20 protein-coding genes and 1 pseudogene are annotated in these 22137 nt (G+C 36.9%); 8 read left to right on the top strand and 13 right to left on the bottom strand.

The genetic code is table 11. The features are described from left to right. Positions 1-271: 271 nt before the first annotated feature. Complete coding sequence (gene lipA, locus H0S70_RS14035) at positions 272-1138, bottom strand: lipoyl synthase (protein WP_188321237.1); 867 nt, start codon at positions 1136-1138, stop codon at positions 272-274. A 50-nt stretch (positions 1139-1188) separates the two neighbouring features. Next, a complete protein-coding gene (locus H0S70_RS14030; RefSeq protein ID WP_123248506.1) occupies positions 1189-1746 on the bottom strand; it encodes an RNA polymerase sigma factor in 558 nt (185 codons plus the stop codon). A 119-nt stretch (positions 1747-1865) separates the two neighbouring features. On the opposite strand from H0S70_RS14030, the gene H0S70_RS14025 reads away from it, so the two are divergent. After that, complete coding sequence (locus H0S70_RS14025) at positions 1866-2162, top strand: hypothetical protein (RefSeq protein ID WP_143755843.1); 297 nt, start codon at positions 1866-1868, stop codon at positions 2160-2162. A 144-nt stretch (positions 2163-2306) separates the two neighbouring features. Further along, the gene (locus H0S70_RS14020; RefSeq protein WP_188321236.1) at positions 2307-3191 is read left to right on the top strand and encodes a DUF72 domain-containing protein; all 885 of its coding nucleotides are present in this window, start codon (positions 2307-2309) and stop codon (positions 3189-3191) included. Between the two features lie 67 nt (positions 3192-3258). Here the strand turns inward: H0S70_RS14020 and H0S70_RS14015 are convergent, their stop codons facing one another. Then, positions 3259-4923, bottom strand: coding sequence for a ribonucleoside-diphosphate reductase subunit alpha (locus H0S70_RS14015; RefSeq protein WP_317173182.1), 1665 nt, complete (start codon positions 4921-4923; stop codon positions 3259-3261). Between the two features lie 297 nt (positions 4924-5220). Beyond that, positions 5221-6195: a ribonucleotide-diphosphate reductase subunit beta gene (locus H0S70_RS14010; RefSeq protein WP_188321235.1), complete on the bottom strand. Its 975-nt coding sequence runs from the start codon at positions 6193-6195 to the stop codon at positions 5221-5223. A gap of 421 nt (positions 6196-6616) precedes the next feature. Between H0S70_RS14010 and H0S70_RS14005 the strand changes: the two genes are divergently transcribed. The 4 genes from H0S70_RS14005 (at position 6617) to H0S70_RS13990 (ending at position 11133) form a co-directional block, all read left to right on the top strand. Further along, positions 6617-7309 (top strand): ABC transporter ATP-binding protein, encoded by a 693-nt coding sequence (locus H0S70_RS14005; RefSeq protein WP_123904377.1) that lies wholly within the window; start codon positions 6617-6619, stop codon positions 7307-7309. Between the two features lie 15 nt (positions 7310-7324). Continuing rightward, on the top strand, positions 7325-8554 hold the full coding sequence (locus H0S70_RS14000; RefSeq protein ID WP_188321234.1) for an ABC transporter permease: 1230 nt from the start codon (positions 7325-7327) through the stop codon (positions 8552-8554). A gap of 27 nt (positions 8555-8581) precedes the next feature. Then, on the top strand, positions 8582-9850 hold the full coding sequence (locus H0S70_RS13995) for an ABC transporter permease (protein WP_188321233.1): 1269 nt from the start codon (positions 8582-8584) through the stop codon (positions 9848-9850). An 86-nt stretch (positions 9851-9936) separates the two neighbouring features. Further along, the gene (locus H0S70_RS13990; RefSeq protein WP_188321232.1) at positions 9937-11133 is read left to right on the top strand and encodes an efflux RND transporter periplasmic adaptor subunit; all 1197 of its coding nucleotides are present in this window, start codon (positions 9937-9939) and stop codon (positions 11131-11133) included. A 45-nt stretch (positions 11134-11178) separates the two neighbouring features. On the opposite strand, the gene H0S70_RS13985 is transcribed toward H0S70_RS13990, so the two are convergent. From H0S70_RS13985 to lptB, 5 genes and pseudogenes are all read right to left on the bottom strand, one after another. Further along, positions 11179-11775, bottom strand: coding sequence for a hypothetical protein (locus tag H0S70_RS13985; protein WP_188321231.1), 597 nt, complete (start codon positions 11773-11775; stop codon positions 11179-11181). A 96-nt stretch (positions 11776-11871) separates the two neighbouring features. Next, positions 11872-12519 carry an HD domain-containing protein gene (locus H0S70_RS13980; RefSeq protein ID WP_188321230.1) on the bottom strand — a complete coding sequence of 216 codons (648 nt, stop codon included), beginning with the start codon at positions 12517-12519 and terminating at the stop codon, positions 11872-11874. A gap of 7 nt (positions 12520-12526) precedes the next feature. Beyond that, the gene (locus H0S70_RS13975; RefSeq protein ID WP_088264272.1) at positions 12527-13102 is read right to left on the bottom strand and encodes a hypothetical protein; all 576 of its coding nucleotides are present in this window, start codon (positions 13100-13102) and stop codon (positions 12527-12529) included. A gap of 31 nt (positions 13103-13133) precedes the next feature. Then, positions 13134-14858: an ABC transporter ATP-binding protein gene (locus tag H0S70_RS13970; protein ID WP_228453864.1), complete on the bottom strand. Its 1725-nt coding sequence runs from the start codon at positions 14856-14858 to the stop codon at positions 13134-13136. 465 nt (positions 14859-15323) lie between these two features. Further along, a pseudogene (lptB, locus tag H0S70_RS13965) lies at positions 15324-16049 on the bottom strand (LPS export ABC transporter ATP-binding protein); the annotation flags it as partial. A 164-nt stretch (positions 16050-16213) separates the two neighbouring features. Between lptB and H0S70_RS13960 the strand changes: the two are divergent. Beyond that, entirely contained in the window at positions 16214-16705 is a 492-nt protein-coding gene (locus H0S70_RS13960; protein ID WP_031501816.1) for an RNA polymerase sigma factor, read from the top strand. After that, a complete protein-coding gene (locus tag H0S70_RS13955; RefSeq protein WP_188321227.1) occupies positions 16698-17372 on the top strand; it encodes a beta-carotene 15,15'-monooxygenase in 675 nt (224 codons plus the stop codon). Before H0S70_RS13960 ends, H0S70_RS13955 begins: the two co-directional genes overlap by 8 nt. A gap of 31 nt (positions 17373-17403) precedes the next feature. Here H0S70_RS13955 and rpoN read toward each other — a convergent pair whose 3' ends face one another. From rpoN to H0S70_RS13935, 4 genes are all read right to left on the bottom strand, one after another. Beyond that, positions 17404-18882: an RNA polymerase factor sigma-54 gene (gene rpoN, locus H0S70_RS13950; protein ID WP_188321226.1), complete on the bottom strand. Its 1479-nt coding sequence runs from the start codon at positions 18880-18882 to the stop codon at positions 17404-17406. A 93-nt stretch (positions 18883-18975) separates the two neighbouring features. After that, on the bottom strand, positions 18976-20421 hold the full coding sequence (asnS, locus tag H0S70_RS13945; protein ID WP_123904368.1) for an asparagine--tRNA ligase: 1446 nt from the start codon (positions 20419-20421) through the stop codon (positions 18976-18978). Between the two features lie 187 nt (positions 20422-20608). Next, positions 20609-21151: a ribosome maturation factor RimM gene (rimM, locus tag H0S70_RS13940; protein WP_188321225.1), complete on the bottom strand. Its 543-nt coding sequence runs from the start codon at positions 21149-21151 to the stop codon at positions 20609-20611. A 156-nt stretch (positions 21152-21307) separates the two neighbouring features. Then, entirely contained in the window at positions 21308-21985 is a 678-nt protein-coding gene (locus H0S70_RS13935) for a 30S ribosomal protein S16 (protein WP_188321224.1), read from the bottom strand. Between the last annotated feature and the right edge of the window lie 152 nt (positions 21986-22137).

The raw sequence follows: 22137 nt of genomic DNA, 5'->3' as shown, positions 1-22137 counted from the left end.
GTTATTCATAGTGTATTAGATTGGTATTCAATACAATATACGATTTTTTTTCGTATTATGAATAACCTTTTTATAATGCACTACGAGTTTTCATAATAATATTTTATTTAAATGTAAAGAAAATATTTTGAACAAGTATCTGCTGACTATTTAAAAATGAGAAATTGTAACCTTGGGATTTTTTTATGCCTGCAAAACTTTTGGTAAAAAAATAAAAACATACCGGAATGGTGTGTTTTATTTTTAGTTTTCAGTTAATTACTATTGCTAATTAATGAATATGTTTTTCCGCATGATATGAACTTCTTACCAGCGGCGAACTTTCTACATGTCGAAATCCTAAACTTCTGGCAAAATCACCAAATTCATTGAATTCTTCCGGAGTGATAAATTTCTTTACCGGCAGATGTTTTTTTGTAGGCTGCAGGTATTGTCCGATGGTGATTACATCCACATTTGCATTTTTGATGTCTTCAATGGTTTGGAAAACTTCATCTCTTTCCTCACCCAACCCGAGCATTAATCCGGTTTTCGTACGGTTTTGTCCCGCTTCTTTCATGTAACGCAATACTTCCAGACTTCTTTCGTATTTCGCCTGAATTCTCACTTCGCGCGTCAATCTTTTTACGGTCTCCATGTTGTGGGAAATCACTTCAGGAGCTACAGCAACCAATCGGTCGATATGTTTTGTTACTCCTTGAAAATCTGGGATTAAAGTTTCCATCGTGGTTCCTGGTGAAATTCTTCGCACCGCGTTTACCGTTTCCGCCCAAAGAATAGAACCCATATCTTTCAGATCATCCCGATCAACAGAAGTGAGCACGGCATGTTTTATTTTCATCAATTTGATAGATCGGGCTACTTTTTCAGGTTCATCCCAATTTACATCCAGTGGTTTTCCGGTTTTCACGCCACAGAATCCGCAACTTCTGGTACAAATATTACCTAAAATCATGAAGGTTGCAGTACCTTCACCCCAACATTCGCCCATATTCGGGCAACTTCCGCTTTGGCAAATGGTGTTGAGTTTATATTTATCCACCAAACTGCGAAGTTCGCGGTAGTTTTTCCCGGTCGGAAGTTTTACGCGAATCCATTTGGGTTTTTGGTTTGGGCTTTCTATTGTGGTTTCGTTCATCTTTTTCTTTAAAATAAAGCACAAATTTACAAATTAAGAAATTGGTTTCATCAATCCTCAAACTCATTGTTTTTCAATAATTCCGAGAGCACTTTTTTAGCGCGCATGATTCTCACTTTCGTGTTCGCAATGGTGAGACCGAGTTCGTCGGCAATTTCTTTAATACTTTTCTCTTCAAAAAATCGTAGTCTAATGATTTCTTGGTAGTTAAAATCCAGACTTTCAATGATGTTTAAAATTTGCTTATGATCTTCTTCTGAAATCAAAAGTTCTTCCGGCGAACGCGCAAACTGGTTTTTGAAATCATCAAAATTGTCGGTAGAATCTTCGTTTTCACGGTTTTTCTTGCGCCAATAATCGATTACTGTATTTTGAGCAATGGTCAAAATCCACGTTTTAAACTGAAAATTAGGATCGTAAAGATCTAATTTTGCTAAAACTTTAGAGAAAACAGAAACGGTAATTTCGTCTGCAACATTCTCATCCTGAACTTTTTTCATCACAAAACTGAAAACATCCACCCAAAAATAATTGATGAGCTTGGTTTGCGATTTTTGATTTTTGTTTTTCGCTAAAATAATCAGCGATAAAAGTTCGTTTTTATCCATCAGAACGACAAAGATAATAAATTTTACGCCGTTGAATATAGAAAAAAACGAGCGAATAGGTTTGAAACACAGAGATTCTCAGCGAAAATCCGTATCTTGCAATGCTATAAATGTTTACTATGAAAGCGAAAAAAAAATATAAAAAACAGCTCCTTGTTTTACTAAAAGAACTTGCAATTTCCGAGTATGTTTCTCTGGAAACAATGACTAATCTGATGCTTTTGAAAGAAATGAAAAAAAATAATATCTCTTTCAAAAAAGGCGATACCTTCTCTTTCGAGGACAATATCTTCGATTACAGCGAAGACAAAAATGTGAGAAAAATCGCAAAACTTCGCAAGAAAATGATCAAAACGATCAATAAATTGGTTGATAAAAATAAATTTACCGATAAAGAGATTGAGTTTTTAGCTTAATTTCAATAGCCCAAAAAAAGACTCACGTCTCCAGAAAAATAATCTGCAAATGTGAGTCTTTTTTTTATATTACTTTAAATATAAGGATACTTTGGATCACGTACATTTTAAGTAAATTTACCGTAATATTTTACTTTTAAAATTATGAATTTCGGAAAAGTCGATGACCCGAGCTCTGTAGATTTTTCTTTGCCAAAAGATCATCCCAAAACGGCCCAAATTTTACGAAAAACCACATCAAAAAACCTGGAAATTTGTGTTGGTGCTGCACAATGGAACAAAACCAATATGAAAGGATTTTATCCGAAAGGCATTAAGGATGAACTCACGTATTATGCCACTCAATTTAATTCAATAGAGCTGAACGCCACGTTTTACAGAATGCCCAGTCCCGAGCAAGTACAAACCTGGAAAGAAAAAACGCCTGCTGATTTTAAATTTTTCCCAAAAATAACCAATACCGTTTCACATTATCGAAGGTTAATAAATATTACCGATGTAGTTACTCAATTTGCTACTGCTGTTATCAATTTTGAGGAAAAATTAGGAATGGTTTTCCTTCAACTGCACGATAATTTCAAACCGAAAGATTACGACAGGCTTGAAAAATTCGTGGAAGATTGGCCAAAAGAAATTCCGCTTGCAATAGAACTTAGAAATGATGAGTGGTTCAGTAATGAAGTTGCTTTTAATAATATTTGCGACCTTTTCGAGGAATTCAAAATCACCAATATTATCGTGGATACTGCGGGAAGAAGAGATATGCTTCACATGAGATTGACGACTCCGGTAGCATTTGTTCGATTCGTCAGTGCAAATACTAATATTGATTACCACCGGCTCGATGATTGGTTGGAACGCATCAAAACTTGGAAAGAAGAAGGCTTGGAAAAACTGTATTTTTTTGTTCATCAAAAAATCGAACCGTCTTCTCCTCTTTTATCTGCCTATTTCATTGAAAATTTGAATAAGGAGTTTGGAACGTCCATCCACATTCCGGAAATGGCTGAAGTAAAAACGAAATTTTAAGAATAATGTCTTGTCAAAAAAAAAGCCGCAGAAATTCTGTGGCTTTTTTAATGTTGATTATTTTAGTTTACGCCTCGCAAGAAGAGCAAGTCACAAAGTTCACCATCATCTCTTTTGAAACAGATGAACTTCTTTGGTAATACAAGGTTTTCACGCCTTTTTTCCATGCTTCAATGTAAAGATAATTCACGTCTTTCACTGGCATTGTCGATGGAATTTGCAGGTTCAAAGATTGCGCTTGATCGATGTATTGCTGTCTTTGTGCGGCTTGCGAAATAATTTCCATCGGAGAAATCTCTCTGAATGTTTTGAAAACTGCTTTTTCCTCATCGGTAAGTTCTGTTAAATGCTGTACAGAACCGTGATTCAACATGATCGTTCTCCAAGTCTCTTCGTTGTCGATTCCTTTTTCCTGAAGCAACTTTGCAAGATATTTATTTTTACGCATAAAGTTTCCTTTTGCTAAACCAGCTTTGTAATAATTGGACGCAAACGGCTCAATTCCCGGTGAAGTTTGCCCTAAAATAGCAGAACTTGAAGTCGTTGGAGCAATTGCCATCGTGGTGGTATTTCGCATTCCGTAACCTTTCAAAATTTCCGGTTCGCCGTAGATATTTGCTAATTCCTGGGAAGCTTGCAAAGATTGTTCTTTGATTTGTCTGAAAGCTCTTGCATTAAACTGAGTTGCCTCGAAACTTTCAAAAGGAATCATGTTTTTCTGAAGGTAAGAATGATATCCTAAAACTCCCAAACCTAGCGCTCTGTGACGCATTGCGAAATTTCTAGCTCCGGTTAAGTAATAATTTCCTTCCGTTTTTTCGATGAATTCAGACAATACCGCATCCAAGAAATAAATGGCAAGTTTTACCGCATTGGTATCTTTCCATTCGTCATACAATTCAAGGTTCATGGAAGATAAGCAGCAAATAAAAGATTCTTCCGCATTAGACGGCAACATGATTTCCGAACACAAATTACTCGCATTAATCGGCAATCCAAGGTCTTTATATACTTGCGGCTTATTTCTATTCACATTATCTGTAAACAAAATATATGGCAAACCTTTTTGCTGACGACTTTCGAGAACTCGCGCCCAAATTTTACGTTTCTCCATATCTCCATCGATCATATCTTGCATCCAATAATCCGGAACACAAATACCTGTAAAGAGGTTCTGAATCGGACTTCCGATATCTTTGATCGACAAAAATTCTTCGATATCACCGTGGTCAATATCCAAATAAGCAGCGAAAGCACCACGACGCACTCCACCTTGCGAAACCACGTCCATCGCAGTATCATACAGTTTCATAAACGAAACCGCTCCGGAAGATTTTCCGTTGTCAGTTACCGCGGTTCCACGATTTCTTAGTTCACCAAAATAACCGGAAGTTCCACCACCGATTTTCGTCTGCATGATTACTTCGCCCAGTTTATGGGTAATTCCCTCGATATTATCTGGAACGTGTACATTAAAACAAGAAATTGGTAAGCCTCGTTGGGTTCCCATATTGGCCCACACCGGCGATGAAAAACTGATCCAACCTTTGGTGATCATTTCCTCAAAAGCAGGTTGCAGTTCGGGTTTATATAATCTTTTAGCTGCTGCTGTGGTAATTCTTTCTATGGCTCCTTTTACGGTTTCACCTTTGAGGAGGTATCCGCGGTTCAGCATTTGCTCGGATTCTTCATTCAGCCACCAGATGTTTGTATTTTCTTCCATGTATTGTATGCTTTTGGGCAGTTGGCTTTAAGCTTTCTGCATTATTATATTTATATTTTTTAGGAGCAACCGGTTTTTCGCATTCTCAGAAAACCCGTCCCGCTTTCCGCTGTATCTTTTGCTTCACTGCGTTTCTCAAAAGGATGCCGCTGCAATCGGGGCTAAAATGTTCTGTCTTTTCTCTTTCGAGGCAGAACTAGGTTTTGGCTACAGCCAATTGTAAATTCCTTTAATAAACGGGCTAAAGCCCGTTCCTACTGATATTATTTGCTGTAATTGGCGCTCGCTTCGCTCGCGCCACTCAACTTAAAACAAATCGTTTTCAGTAATGCTCTTGTCGTGTTTGGTATAATCTACCGGTCTTTTTGCGAAGAAATCGTCCATTGAATTGGCGAAAACTTCTTCTTCAAACCACACCATTGGTCGGTATTGTTCCGGGGTAATATTGTATCGGGTTTTCATGTTGATTTTCTTTAAACTATCATCAACACGATATTTCATGAAATTGAGAAGATCTTCTTTGGAGACATTATCAATTTCTCCCATTTCGAAAATCCAAGAGAGAATATCGCCTTCTCTTTCGATGGATTCATCCACCAAAGTATAAATATCTTCGATGTCGCTTTCTGTCAAAAGATCGGGTTGTTCCTCGCGGATTTTGTTGATTAAATAAATTCCTGCATTGGCGTGAATTTGCTCATCTACAGATGTCCAGGCAATAATATTGGATACGTTTTTCATATACCCTTTAAATCTTGTAAAAGATAAAATGATGGCAAATTGTGAAAAAAGAGAAACGTTTTCAACCAAAATACTGAACAACAAAAGTGCAGAAACATACTCTTTGGGAGTTGCTGAATTAGCGTGTTTCAGGGCATTTCCTAAAAATTCGATTCTACCTTTTACGGCAGGAGTTTCAATCACGTTGATAAATTCTTCGTTATATCCCAAAACCTCCAAAAGTCTGGAATAAGCTTCGGAATGCCGAAATTCGCATTCGGCGAAAGTAGCTCCCAAACCATTAAGTTCAGGTTTTGGTAGGTGATGATAGAGGTTTCCCCAGAAGGTTTTCACATTGACCTCAATCTGTGCAATGGCAAGAAGAGCATTTTTCACTGCATTTTTTTCGTGCGGCTCCAACTGAGAGTGGAAATCTTGGATATCTGCGGTGAAATCAACCTCAGAATGCACCCAAAAAGATTTATTAATAGCTTCTACGAATTGCATAACCTCCGGATATTCAAACGGTTTATAGCTTACTCTTTTGTCAAAAATTCCCATATCGTAATTGTATTAAAAAAAATTAAATCCAAGATCATTGTGGAAAAAGTATTATTTATTGTAATTAATTGATTTTCATTTAATTAAACTGTAAGATAATCCCCAATTTTTTCCTTAGATTTCAGAAATGTGAGTCACAAAAATAGAAAAACGAAGCAGATCTGGAAAGGTCTTCGTATTAAATCTCTGACTGTAAGCCATAAAAGTTTTCCACAATCACACAGACCTCGCATTGGTACTGATTTTAAAATCTTGAACCTCTGCAAACAAGCTATTTCCGCTAAATAATATTAAACAAAACCCATCAACCGTATTAAATAAATAGGAAAGAAATTAAACACCCAAATAAAAAAAAGAAATCGACTGTTGTAACAAACAATTCGTTATTGATACTTATCTTTAAACTAAATTCCATCACCGCATGTTAGTAATAAAAGACTTACATAAATCCTACGATACCGGAAAGAGCAAATTACACGTGCTGAAAGGCATTAACCTTACCATAAACGAAGGCGAGTTTGTCTCGATTATGGGAAGTTCCGGCTCCGGAAAATCTACACTTCTCAACATCATCGGGATTTTGGATGAAAAAGATTCCGGGATTTATGAACTCGACGGAATTCCAATTGAAGATCTTTCCGAAATAAAAGCTGCGGAATACCGAAGTAAGTTTCTGGGATTTATTTTTCAATCTTTCAACTTAATCGGTTACAAAACCGCTTTAGAAAACGTCGCGCTTCCGCTCTATTACCAAAATGTAGCACGAAAAGAACGCAATCAAAAAGCTTTGGAATATTTGGAAAAAGTAGGTTTGGCAGAATGGGCAAGCCACCTTCCGAACGAACTTTCTGGTGGACAAAAACAACGTGTAGCCATTGCGAGAGCATTAATTACCAACCCAAAAGTAATTCTTGCCGATGAACCAACCGGTGCACTGGATTCCAAAACGACTTACGATATTATGAAACTCCTCCAGGAAATCAACGAAGAAGGAAAAACAATTATCATCGTAACCCACGAACCCGACGTTGCCGCCGAAACCAAAAGAAATGTGATTCTGAAAGACGGATTGATTGAAAGCGACGAATACATCACGCAAAGAGTTTTGTCTTAATTCTAAATAAAAAATATGTTTGATCTGGACCGTTGGAGAGAAATTTTTGAATCCATTCGCAGCAATATTTTGCGAACGGTTTTATCGGGCTTCACAGTCGCGCTAGGTCTTTTCATTTTCATTGTACTTTTCGGAATTGGAACCGGGCTTAAAAATGCCTTTACAGAAGGTTTTACAAGAGATGCAGCCAATTTAATTACCATTTTCACCGGAAAAACCTCCATCGCTTACGGTGGATTACAATCGGACCGACAAATTATTCTTAAAAATGATGATTACGAACAGGTAAAAGAATCTGAACCATCAAAACTAGAAAATTCTACTGCAAGATATTCCACCAATATGACCGTGAAATATGGTAAAGAAAGCGGCAGTTACCAAATCAGCGGCGCTAATCCGGAAGAAAAAATCATCGAAAACAGAAACCTCACCGAAGGTAGATATCTGAACGCGATGGATATGGAACGCAAGCAAAACGTAGCCGTAATCGGACGAATGGTACAGCGGGATTTAATAAAAAACGGAAGTCCAATTGGGAAAGAATTAGATATCAACGGAAGTTTTTTCAAAGTTGTCGGCGTTTTTTCTGACGACGGCGGCGATTGGGACGAAAGAATGATCACCGTTCCCATCACTACTTTGCAACAAATGAAAAAAGGTTCGGATACGGTGAGTACCATTTTCATCACCTACGACTCGAAAATGTCGCCTGATGAAGCCATAAAATATGGTGATCAGATTCAGAAAGAACTCAAAGCAAAAAATAAAGTCTCCCCCGAGGACGAAAATGGAATTATTGTAAGAAATAATGCTAAAAATATGGGCGATACGATTCAGTTTTTGTTCATCATAACGCTGATTGTCGGTTTTATCGGGATGGGAACATTACTCGCAGGAATCATCGGAATCAGCAACATCATGGTGTATATCGTGAAAGAAAGAACCCAAGAAATCGGTGTGCGAAAAGCCATCGGTGCAAAACCGAGCAGTATTGTAGGATTGATCATGCAGGAAAGCGTGGTAATTACCGTAATTTCAGGGTTTATCGGAGTTGGATTAGGCGTTTTATCGTTGGCCTTAATTGGCGACAATTTAGAAAAATATTTCATCAAAGATCCGTCGGTCGGTTGGGGATTAATCCTGGCAGCATTTATCAGTTTAGTGATTTCCGGGCTCATTGCAGGCTTTGTACCTGCGTATCGCGCGAGTCGAATCAAACCTATTGAAGCCCTAAGATCGGAATAAATAAAAGACCAAAAAATTATCAACCAAATGAACATCATTTTTAATATAGATACTTGGCAAGAAATTTATCATTCCCTTCGGAATAATAAGTTGCGTACCTTTCTTACCATGATTGGTGTAGGTTGGGGAATGTTCTTGTTTGTGGCGCTTTTGGGAGCTGCAAAAGGTATGGAAAACGGCTTTGATAAAGTATTTTCGGGGTTTGCGACCAATTCTATTTTTCTTTGGGCTCAAAACACCACCATTCCTTATGATGGATTTCCAAAAGGAAGAAAAATGGATCTGCATTTGAGCGATATGGAAATGCTTACCAAAAAAATTCCTCAAATCGATTATATTTCTCCGCAAAACGCAAGAGGAAATTTCGGAACACCAGGTGAAAGTTTCTCTAGAAATGGAAAAAAAGCAACCTACACCCTCACCGGAGATTATCCGATCGGAAATAAAATTTCGCAGAAAAAACTCATTTACGGGAGGTACATCAATGACGCGGATGTATCTGCAAACAAGAACGTCATCGTCATTGGCGAAGAGATTTACAAAAACTTTTTCGATGCCAAAAAGAACGAAAATCCACTTGGAAAATCGGTGAATGTAAAAGGTATTTTCTTTAATGTAATTGGCGTTTTCCGGGTAAAAAAAGGTGGCGGAATGGAGAACGACCAATCTGCATTTATACCACTTTCCACCTTTACCAAAATGTATAATGATGGTGACAAAGTGGGCTTCTTTGCCATTGTAAGCAAACCAGATGCAGATCTCAATACGGTGGAAGAAGGCGTAAAAACGACCCTCAAGAAAAAATACAACGTTTCGCCAGAAGATACGAACGCTTTCGGAAGTTTTAATCTTGGGAAAGAATTCAAAAAACTCACCGGATTTTTAACCGGAATGCAACTTTTAACCATCGTAGTGGGAACTTTAACGATTTTGGCCGGAATAATCGCTATTTCTAACATATTATTAATCACCGTAAAAGAAAGAACAAAAGAAATTGGAATTCGACGTGCTTTGGGAGCTAAACCCGCGGAGGTAAGAAATCAAATTCTCTTGGAAAGTGTTGTAATCACCTTGGCTTCCGGACTTCTGGGATTTGTTTTGGGAATTTTCTTATTAATGATTCTTAATCTTTTAACCAAAGATCAAGATACTTTTCCATTCTACAACCCAACGGTAAATTATGGCGAAGTTTTCGGAGCGATGGCGGTGATGGTCATTTTGGGATTAATTATTGGTATGATTCCCGCACAGCGAGCCGTGCGAATTCGTCCAATAGAGGCTTTGCGAAGCGAGTAATTTAGAAAGAAAAGCAGCATCGCAAATGATTTATTGGAAGTTATTTGCCTTTAAAAAATATTATAAAAAAGAAATAAACTATTCACATGAAAAAGAAATTCACTTTAAAAAAAGCAATTTATATCGTTCTGGGATTACTCCTCGCTGCTGCTTTAATTTCGGGAATCAGCTATTTGGTTTCCTCTAACAGCAAAGAAAGCGAGATGTTTCTTACCAAAAAACCTGTCGTGCAAAACATGGACGATAAAGTAATGGCAACCGGCGATATCGTTCCTCGCGAGGAAATCGAAATCAAACCGAATATGTCGGGAATTATCGATAAAATTTTGGTGGATGAAGGAGATCACGTAACTGCAGGACAATTGGTTGCAACGATTAGAATTGTACCGAGTGTTCAAAACGTAAATGCCGCTCAGCAGGAAATCAACAATGCTAATTTGCAGATTAGCAATGCGAGAATGAACATGCAAAACCAGCAAAAACAATTTGCTATGCAACAAAGTTTGTACAACCAAGGCGTTATTTCTAAGCAAGAATTCATCACCGCTCAACAACAATTGCAATCTACGCAACAAGCCTTGAAAAACGCAACACAGCAGCTGCAAACCGCACAGAAAAATCTTCAAATTGCCAGAACTGGCGCTACGCCTGAACTGGCAAGTCTCGCTACCACACAAATTCGCTCAAAAGCAACAGGAACCGTGTTGGAAGTTCCTGTGAAAGTGGGAAGCCAGGTTATTGAGGCAAACTCTTTCAACGCCGGAACCACAATTTGCTCCATTGCAGATTTGAATTCCCTGATTTTCCAAGGAACCATCGATGAAGCACAAGCCGGAAAATTAAAAGAAGGTATGGAAATGAACGTAATTATCGGAGCTTTGCAAAACAAAACTTTTCCAGGAAGAGTAACCATGATTGCGCCGAAAGGAAAAGATGAAAACGGAACCATCAAATTCCCAATTGAAGGCGATGTTTTCAATAAAACCAATGAATATATCCGCGCAGGATTTTCTGCAAACGGAGAAATCATCTTGAGTTCACAGAAAAATGCTTTGCTTTTGGATGAATCTCTAATTCAATATGAAAAAGTAAATGGTAAGGACAATCCTTTTGTAGAAGTGAAACAACCCGACGGAAAATTCAAGAAAGTAAACGTGAAACTCGGTGCAAGCGACGGAATCAACGTGCAAATCCTTTCCGGAATCAACAAAGATTCTGAAGTAAAAGTTTGGAATCCTTCCGACAAAGACAAGGAAGCTTTGAAAGAACAAAAAGGAAAATAACATAAAAATTTCAACAAAAAATCCTGTCTTTCGGCAGGATATTTTTTATTTTGAACGTCTCAATAAAAGAATAATATTAAGGAACAACAGAAGCAAATCTAAGGTAAACCAAATTGCAGTTTTCATGTTTTCCGACTTCAAAACCTCAATTTGTGTCTGGGCAATTTCTGAAAGTTTCTGGCTTTGGTTGATGTAATTTCGAATCTCGATAATTTGATCTTCATTTTTATTGGGAACCGCATGTTGCGAAAAATAAACCATATTTTTTCTTCCCATAAAACCCGCAACCCAAAACTGATCGGAGTTTTTCATATCCAAATATTCGATCCGGTAATAATCAGTTCGAATGCTTCCAGATCTTGTTGTAACATATTTTTCCGCTGAATTTTTATCATTATTAACCTTTACGATATAAAAATCCAAAGGAAAAGGCAAAGTATTGATGAGCTGAACCGTGAGCGAATCTTTCCGAAACTGATTGATGCTTTTCGTTACAAAATAATAACTGAAAACGGATATAGAAATTATGACTACCGTAATTCGGAAAATGGTAGCCGCAATACGGAATCTTCCTTCTTTAAAAATGGAAAAAACCAATCCCAAACAAAGCGCGATAAAAAGCAGAAAAAATAAATAAAACATGGGTAAAGATAAAGAAAATTACAAAGTGAATATTTCCTAAAAACCAAGATTTTTCAACAAAAAATCAGTACAAAAGCAAGGTTAGATGTTCGAAAATCATTCAGTAACATTCCATTCTTTGTAGAATCGCTCGAGGAATTTCAGCATAAAATCATGTCTTTCAGCAGCAATTTTTTTTGCAGAATTGGTATTCATTAAATCTTTCAAAAGCAGCAATTTTTCATAAAAATGATTTACCGTTGTTCCTTCATTTTTTTTGTATTCTTCCTTCGACATATTCAGTTTCGGTGGAATTTCCGGATGATACATCAAATTATTTTTAAACCCTCCGAAGTTGAACGTTCTGGCAATTCCTATCGCTCCAATTGCATCAAGGCGATCAGCATCTTGCACAATCTGCAACTCAATCGGCGGATTTTCGGGACTTTCTCCGCGGTTTTTAAAGGAGATATTTTTAATGATAAATAAAACTTGCTCCACGACATCTGGTGAAACCTTCAGCGAGTTCATCCATTCCTCGGAAATTTTCAATGCTAAAGTTTCATCACCATTATGAAATTTAGGATCAGCAATATCATGCAACAATGCCGCAAGTTCCACTACTTCACTATTTCCGCCTTCTGTTTCTGCTATTTTCAGGGAAAGTTTCCACACTCTTTCGATGTGAAACCAATCGTGACCAGCTTCTGCCCCTTCCAATTTTCCCTTTACAAATGCTATCGTTTTTTGAATTGTTTCCGTCATTTTTTCGCTATTTTTTCACTTCTACAAACTGATAAACCATCTGAGTTTTCGGATTATAAATCACCGTACTCACGTTCGGGAAGCGTTTTATTTTGTAAAATTCGATATTTTGATCGCTTTTAAGATCTTCGAAAAACTGAGTTTCGATGGTATTCGCAGGAAGAAATTTCTCAAAAAACATCATCTTCTCGATAATCGAAGAACCATCGACTTTTTGAAATTGCTTTTCCGACTTCGATTCATCGGTTGTGGGTTGTTCAACCAAAGATTTTAGTAACGCCTCTTTGTCGGCGGTTTTATATTTAAAAACATAAAATGGAGAGCCGTTTGGAAACGATAATTTTCGTCCTTTCACTTGTTCCAAAGTCAAATTTTGTTGATTCGGGAACACGCTATCAAATTCTACGGTTTGAGCATTCACTAATTTGTTCAGCTGTGCGTCGACAGTTTCCTGAATGGTTTCGTTAGCTTTTTGTTGTGCCTTTTCTTTTGCAATGGTCACGGTTTGGTTTACGGTTTCTTCGATTTTATTACAAGAAACGAGTGCAAAAGTTGAAACAGCAACGAGAAATATTTTTTTCATAATTAAATGGTATTAGAAAATTAAAATGATCTTAACTTCGGTAAGAACTCACCAATTTATCAAGGTTTAAACTTCTCGCGGAAGCATCGAAAATTTCGCGGTAAGTACCATGGAAACTGATTAATTCATCGTGGGTTCCGCTTTCTACTACTTCTCCTTTTTTCATCACATAAATCCGGTCCGAATCTAAAATCTGAGAAAGCGAATGCGAGATAATCACCACTGTTCTGCCTTTTTTAATGGCATCGAGTGAGTTTTTGATTTGTTCTGTAGCAATAGCGTCGAGACTTGCTGTGGGCTCATCCAAGAAAATAATGGGTGGATTTTTCAGAAATAATCTAGCGATGGCGATTCTTTGCTGCTGTCCACCGGAAAGCTGCGTTGCATCGTGCTGATATTTTTCCGGAAGATCGAGAATTTGATCATGAAGATAAGCTTTTTTTGCAGCAATTTCTATTTCTTCGAAAGTCGCGTTCATATCACCATACCGGATATTGTCTTCAATACTTCCCTGGAAAATATGATTTTTTTGCAAAACCAAACCAATATCATCGCGCAAAAAAGTATTTTCATACTCGTTCAAATTCACCTCATCCAATAGGATTTCACCGGAATCCGGAAGATAAAATTTACAAAGTAAATTAATGATTGTTGATTTCCCAGCACCGCTTAATCCGACTAAAGCGGTAGTTTTTCCTTCTTCAATCAGCATCGAAACATTGTTCAGTGCTTTGGTTCCGTTCGGATAAGTAAAATCGACATTCTTCAATTCAAACCTTCCCTGGATTTTTTCTTTTACAAAATTCCCGTTGGGTTCTTTTTCTGCATCAGCATTGAGAATATCGAAATATCCTTCGGCATAAATCATTGCATCATTCATATCATCATAAATCCTGTGCAATTGGCGAATTGGCGCAGAAACATTATTAAATAAAAGAATATGAAGCATGATTGCACCGATTGTCATTTGCTGATCGAGTACCAAATAAACGGTTAACAAAATAATCAAAACCACGCCAAATTGCTCGATGAAAGTTTTCAAACCATCATAAATAAAGTTGGTTCTTCTTGTAAACAACTGACTTTCCATCAGTTGCATTTGAAGGTCGAATTGTTTTTTGCCTTCAAATTTTTCTCGCACAAAACTTTTAATCACCATAATTGAATTAATCAGGTTTAAAAGTCCCGAGGTTTTTTGTTCCCTCTGATTTCTGAGTGTTCGTCGAACTCCCGCCAATTTTTTAGCCTGCAAAGCACTTACGTAAAAATAAATGGGAACTACGATTGTTGAAACAATTCCTACATATATATTTTGCATATACATAATGATCAGCGCGATGATTGCATTGGAAAACAGCGGCAAAATATCGATGAAAAAGTTCTGAACTAATTTTGTAAGACTTTCAATTCCTCGGTCAATTCGGATTTGTAATTTCCCTGACTCATGGTTTTCGTCATTAAAATAGGCTACACGATACAACAAAATTTTATCGATAACCGATTGTGCCAAAACGCTGCTGGTATTAATTCGGATTTTTTCGCCATAAAATTTCTGCCCGAACTGAATGAAAATATTCAACAACTCCTTACCAAGCAATATCGCGGAAATCACCACCAACACATGGATTCCTTCCTGCATAGGATCGGTATGTTTGGTAAGTTCGGTGACTTCATCTACGGTATATTTCAGAACCAGCGGATTGACCTGAGCCATCAAAGCGCCCAAAAAAGTAAGAAAAAGCGTTCCGTAAATCATTAAACGATAAGGTTTAATGAAGGGAATCAATTGCTGATAAATGTGGTAAAGTGTGATGGTTCGGTTGAAAGGTTTTGCCATAATATCTGTCTGTAAAATATCTCATTTACAAAAAGTATGCTTTGAGCTTTACCCTTCGTAAGAAAATGTGGTTAGATAGTGAAGTTGTGACTTGCTAAGTTCTTTTGCATCGGCTTCGGCTTGGTCTTTTTTATAAACTTCCGATATTTCTTTTTTCTGAAAAAGAAAAGAGTTATTAGCATTTTTATCGATCACTTCATTAAAGATATATTCAATTTGCGAATTGGAAAGCGATGCAAAGCTGATATCTTCGAAACCATACATTACCCGGAGATTTTCGGCACCAGCAAAATTTTCGTTTACGAAATCCTGAAGTTGTTGTTTGGAATCGAAATTCCCTGCCCAAATATTGTAAACAAAAGATTTTTTCTTTGGTTTATTGAGAATATCTTGGTACACAAAATTCTCTCCCAAGTATGCTTCTCTTACCAGCGGGTCGTTTGCTAAATCTTGCGGAAGACCTTCTTTCAGTATTCTTCCTTCGAACATAATGTACGTTTTATGAGTGATTGCGAGGGTTTGCTGCACATTGTGATCGGTGATTAGAATTCCGATATTTTTATCAACCAAACTCCTGACAATTTTCTGAATATCTTCAACCGCAATTGGATCTACACCGGCAAAAGGTTCATCTAAAAGAATAAAATTAGGACTGGTGGCAAGACAGCGCGCAATTTCGGTACGTCTTCTTTCCCCTCCGGAAAGTAAATCACCGCGGTTTTTTCGAACGTGTTGCAAAGAAAATTCTTCAATCAGTTCGTCGCATTTCATTTGCTGTTCTCGTTTTGAAAGTTTAGTGAGCTGCAAAACGCCGAGAATATTATCCTCAACAGAAAGTTTACGAAAAACGGATGCTTCCTGCGCCAAATAACCGATTCCTTTCTGCGCACGGCGATACATGGCGTCATTGGTAATCTCCTGATTATCGAGGAAAATTTTCCCGGAAGTGGGCTTTACCAAACCTACAATCATGTAGAAAGAAGTTGTTTTACCGGCTCCGTTCGGACCTAAAAGCCCTACGATTTCACCTTGTGAAACTTCCACTGAAACGCCTTTTACGACTTTTTTCGGGCCGTATTCTTTAATTAAATTTTCTCCGCGTAGAATCATAAAGCAAATATAACAAAAATGCGGGAAGCGGAAGATTGTATCTTGTAAGTGTATACAAAAATTGAATGGTGGATTTTTGTCAGAAAAAGATTGGTTTTGTAGGCTAAATTTAATCTTTGCGGGCAAAAAAAATCATATATTCGCTACTTAATTCCGCATTGGCATTGAGCAAAGAACAAGAGTTTTCTAAACTAATAAAGGATAATCAGGGACTGATTATTAAGGTTTCGCGGCTTTATACCAATTCGCTGGAAGACGAACAGGATCTCTTTCAAGAAATTGTGTTACAACTTTGGCGTTCGTACGACTCATTCAAAGGACAATCGAAAATCTCAACATGGATGTATCGGGTTGCTTTGAATACAGCAATTACCCTTTTCAGAAAAAAAACAAAATCGCCACAAACTGACGAGTTGATGGATTTTCACCACAGTGATTTTGTGGAAGATGATGATGAAAAACAACAACAAATTTCATTGCTTTACAAAGTAGTGAAAATGTTGCCCAACATCGAAAGAGCAATTGTAATGATGTATCTGGACGATTTGCCGTATCGTGACATTGCAGAAAACTTGGGAATTACCGAAGTGAACGCGCGTGTGAAAATGAATAGATTGAAGAAAACCCTAAAACATTTAATGGAAAAACATGCCTGAATTTGATCTAGATAATTTCAAAAAAACATGGCAAGAACAAGATATTCTGCCAAAATATGACAGCACGGAAATTGAAGCCATGCTGAACAAATCATCCAGAAACTATGTGAAATATATCCTCTGGATTTGTATTGCGGAATTCTCCGTGTTTTTCTGTTTGAATCTTTATTACGCTTTTATCGGTGACGACAACAATAGTTTTATCCGTATTATGGAAAAACTTGGCGTAAAAAATTCGACAAGTCTGGAAAATGGTTTTTCAAATCTTTTTTTAAGCATGAAAATCATGAGTCTTGTCCTTACTGCTTTTTTTGTACTTAAATTTTTCCAAAATTACCGTAGAATTAATATTGAATCGAACCTTAAAAAACTTATTTTACAAATCATCAGTTTTAAAAAAACGGTTAATCTTTTCATATTAACCAATATCTTTCTCATCATTTTATTTACGATTGTGCTTACAGCATTCACCTTTAAGATATTATCACAACAGAATATTCACCTCAACAATCCCACATTAATTGGCTTTTTGGTAGGAACTGTTATAATGATGGCCATCAGTGTGATTTTGATTTGGATATATTATCGACTCGTATATGGTATCCTGCTAAAGCGCTTAAGCAAAAACCTGGAAGATTTGCAGAAAATAGATCAGCAGCAGCAATAAAACAAAAAAGTCAGATTTCTCTGACTTTTTTTTATAACTCTTTCCTTAATCTTGCTACCGGAATATTAAGCTGTTCCCGATATTTTGCAATGGTTCGCCTTGCGATATTGTAACCTTTTTCTTTTAACAGGCCTACCAAGGCATCATCGGTCAGCGGTTTTCTTTTGTTTTCGTTGTTGATGACTTCCTGAAGATAATTTTTAATTTCCTTTGTTGAAACTTCCTCGCCATCATCATTGGTTAATGAGTCGGAGAAAAGGTTTTTCAAATAAACAATTCCGTTCGGTGTGTCGGCATATTTGCTTTTTACCACCCTTGAAATTGTAGAAATATCAAACCCTGTAATATCTGCAACATCCTTCAAAATCATTGGTTTCAGAGATTTTTCATCACCTGTGATAAAATAATTTTTCTGCAGTTTAACAATTGCGGAAATGGTTTGCAACAAAGTATTTTGTCGTTGATTAATGGCATCAATATACCATTTCGCCGCATCCAACTTTTGCTTGATGAAAAGTGCTGCTTGCTTATGATCAGCAGATTTTTTATCGTGAGAATAGGTGGTAAGAATGTCTTTGTATTCTTCCGAAACTCTCAGTGTAGGTGCATTTTTACTATTTAATAAAGGAATCACATCTACTTGTCCATTTTTTGTTTCTTTAATTTGAATGACAAAATCCGGGATGATTTCTTGGTTAATGGTGATGGTTTGTGTATCGAAATTTCCTCCAACTTTCGGCGATAGTTTCGAAATCACTTCCAACGCATCTTTCAAATCATCTTCTTCGATGTCATATTTCTGGATGATTTTATTGTAGTGCTTATTGGTTAAAGCATCAAACTGATTTCTCAGGATATTTCCTGCCAAAATCACAGCCTTATCTGCACTTACTTTTTTCTCAATTTGCAACAGAAGACATTCCTGAAGATTTCTCGCTCCCACTCCTGGCGGATCAAGTTTTTGAACATAATTTTCAAGAATATCGGTCACTTTTTCCTGGGTCGTATAAATTCCTTGTGAAAAAGCTAAATCGTCAACAATTTGTTTGATTTCTCTTCTTAAATAACCATCGTTATCGAGATTTCCTATCAAATATTCTGCAATTTTCAGGTCTTCACCTTCGATACTGCTGAGATTAATCTGCTCCAAAAGGTAATCATATAACGATTGCCCTTCAGTGAGAAGTGATTCGTTATCAAAATCCTCATCGTCCGCAGAATAATTACTTGAAGCCGTTTTATAGGCCGGTTCATCATCAAAAATATATTCATCCACATCAAAATCGGTACTGATGGTTTCAGTTCCTTCGTCCTCGTAACCCTCATCCAAAGATGCATAATCGTCCTCTTTCGTTTCTTCCTGAACTTTTTCGAGTGCCGGATTTTCTTCAAGTTCGCGCTCCAATTCTTCTTCAAATTCCAAGGTATGCAACTGGATCAACTTCATCAGTTGGATTTGTTGTGGTGCGAGTTTTTGCCCGAGTTTTAATTGTAGATTTTGTTTCAGCATTGTTTGGAATTATTTTTCCGTTTTTTGGTTAATGAACAGTTTTCTCTGGTTTTAATTCGAATGAAGATTATCAGTTTTAATGAGTTTTATTGGCTAAAATTCGGCATTTTTTGGTGTTCTTGGGAAAGGAATTACATCTCGAATATTCGTCATTCCCGTTACGAAAAGCACCAGTCTTTCAAGTCCAAGACCGAAACCTGCGTGCGGAACCGAACCGAATTTTCGGGTATCGAGATACCACCAAAGCTCGTGTGCATCAACATTCATGGTTTTCATCTTCTCGGTGAGAACGTCGTATCTTTCCTCCCTTTGCGAACCTCCGATAATTTCGCCGATTCCTGGGAAAAGCACATCCATTGCTGCTACAGTTTTCCCATCTTCATTGAGTTTCATGTAGAACGCTTTGATTTCTTTCGGATAATCGAAAAGAACTACCGGACTTTCAAAATGTTTTTCAACCAAATATCTTTCGTGTTCACTTTGCAAATCTGCACCCCAATCTTCAATAGGAAACTGGAACTTGCCTTTTTTGTTTTCTTTAGAATTTTTTAGAATTTCGATCGCTTCCGTATAAGAAACTCTCTTAAATCTTTTCTTGATAACGTTTTCCAATTTCTCAATCAAACCTTCTGAAGCTCTGTCTTTTTCAGGTTTTTGTTTTTGTTCTTCGGCAAACCTTTTATCCAAAAATTCCAAATCGTCTTTGCAATTTTCTAGCGCATAACCGATCACATATTTTAAGAAATCTTCTGCCAAATCGATATTATCTTCAAGATTATTGAACGCGACTTCAGGTTCCACCATCCAAAACTCAGCGAGGTGACGCGTGGTATTAGAATTCTCAGCCCGGAAAGTCGGCCCGAAAGTATACACTCTACCCAAGCCCATCATTGCAGTTTCCACATTCAACTGACCGGAAACCGTTAGATTGGTCTTTTTCCCGAAGAAATCTTGCTCAAAATCGATATCTCCGTTTTCGTCTCGCGGGATATTGTTCAGATCAAAATTGGTTACCCCAAACATTTCTCCGGCTCCTTCCGCATCAGCACCAGTAATAATAGGAGTATTCATGTAGAAAAACTGATTCTGGTTAAAGAATTGATGAATCGCAAAGCTGATCGCACTTCTCACTCTGAAAACCGCTCCAAACAAGTTGGTACGAAAACGCAAGTGCGCTTGCTCGCGAAGAACTTCCAGCGAGTGTTTTTTGGGTTGTAAAATGGTTTTGTCTCTTTCTTCGGTAAAATTATCTCCTAAAATTTGAATTTTCTTAGCGATAACTTCGATATTTTGTCCAGCTCCCTGACTTTCTACCACCTCACCAACAATTTTCACGGAAGAAGCTGTGCTGATATTTTTCAGAATATTTTCATCAAATTTTTCAAAATCTACAACCACTTGCAGGTTATTGATCGTGGAACCATCGTTCAAAGCGATAAAACGGTTGGAGCGAAATGCTCTCACCCAGCCTTGTACAGTTATATCGTGATGTAAAACTTTTTTATAATCTGAAAGTAATTCGTTAATCGTCGTTCTCATTGCTGACATTCAATTTTTATATATCACTCGGAAAATAAGATTTCCGACTTTTCTTATTTAACAATAAATACAAATGTAATAAATTTTGGCGTAATTTTTGATGATGGCGTCCGTTTTTTCTTGGAAATTATTAATGCATTTTCCTTCAAAAAAAATTGAAAAAAATACTTAAAAAAGGCCTAAAATATTATTCATCTTTTTTAGATGGAATTAGGAAAACATCCATCAAACCTTCCGGCAAAGCCATTTTGAGATATCTTTCTTCGCGGTTTAATTCCAAAATCCATTCTTTAATAATCGGAATAATAATCTGTGTTCCGGCAAGATCCAGATAAAAATAATGTTGCGCAGTTTGATCATTAATGGAAACAATTGTTCCGCAACTTTTGCCATCTTCCTCCCTAATTTCAAAGCCTACAACTTCGTGGTAATAGAACTTGTTTCCGGTAAGTTTAGGCAAAGTAGAAAGTGGCATATAAACATCTTTTCCTAATGATTGTTCAACCAAAGCTTCGGTAGAATTTTTAAAGGATATGATCAGTGTATCACCTTTACTCCAGGATTGTTTAGCAACAAAAAATGGAACCAGCAAACCGTTGATTTCCACAAATATGGAATCGAGTTTTTGATACATTTCGGGCTGATCTGTATCTAACTTAAGAAAAACATTTCCTTGAAGACCATGTCTTCTGGTGATTTTTCCTAAGAAATAGCAATCTTCTTTTCTCATTTTATTAATAATTAATGCATTGTAATTTCAAAGAAAGTCTTGAAATGACCTTATGATTTTACATAATATATTGCAAATATAAAGGGTTTTAAAATAACAAAGACGCCAAAAAGGCGTCTTTGCGATTATTTTGTAAGATTATTTTACAGAATAAAATTAAGCTTTCGCTTCTTCAGTTCCTTCTGTATCTGCATCATTTTTAGGAGCAACTGCATCAGCAATTTTTTCCGTAACATTTGCAACTGTATCTACTACAGCAGCAGCAGCGCTTCCTACAACTTCAGCAGCATTTTCTAGAGCTGTTTTCTCTTCAGCCAATTTTGCATCAGCAGCAGCTTTTTCTTCCGCTAATTTAGCTTCTTCTTCCGCTTTCGCATCAGCTTCTGCTTTTGCAGCAGCGTCTAATCTTGCTTGGTTTACTTTAGCTTCTGCTTCAAGAGCTGCATTTTTAGCTTCTTTTTGAGCTTTAGTTAAAGATTCCTTTTTGTTTTTTACTGCACCTTCTTTTTCTTCTAACCAAGCAGCGAATTTTTTATCAGCTTCTTCTGCAGAGAAAGCACCTTTCGCAACACCACCTTGTAAGTGTTTTTTGTAAAGTACACCTTTGTAAGAAAGGATTGCTCTTGCAGTATCGGTTGGTTGTGCACCGTTGTTTAACCATTTTACAGCTGCATCCACGTCTAAATTAATAACCGCAGGATTTGTAATTGGGTTATAAGTCCCGATTTTTTCGATGAATTTACCATCTCTTCTCGCTCTTGCATCTGCAACAACAATGTGGAAAAAAGGTTTTCCTTTTTTACCGTGTCTTTGTAATCTAATTTTTACTGACATAAATGTTTGATTTTGTGGGAACTCGTCCCGATTAATTATAAGGGTGCAAAGATAATATTTTTTTCTTAATATCCCATTTTATATGGTAATCATTGAAGATTTTTTTCATCAAAAAAGAGCGGAAACAAAAGTCTCCACTCTTTTCAAAAAAA

Origin of the sequence: Chryseobacterium manosquense (assembly GCF_014623485.1) — a bacterium.
Lineage (GTDB): Bacteria > Bacteroidota > Bacteroidia > Flavobacteriales > Weeksellaceae > Kaistella > Kaistella haifensis.
This window is presented reverse-complemented; position numbering and strand designations above follow the sequence as displayed.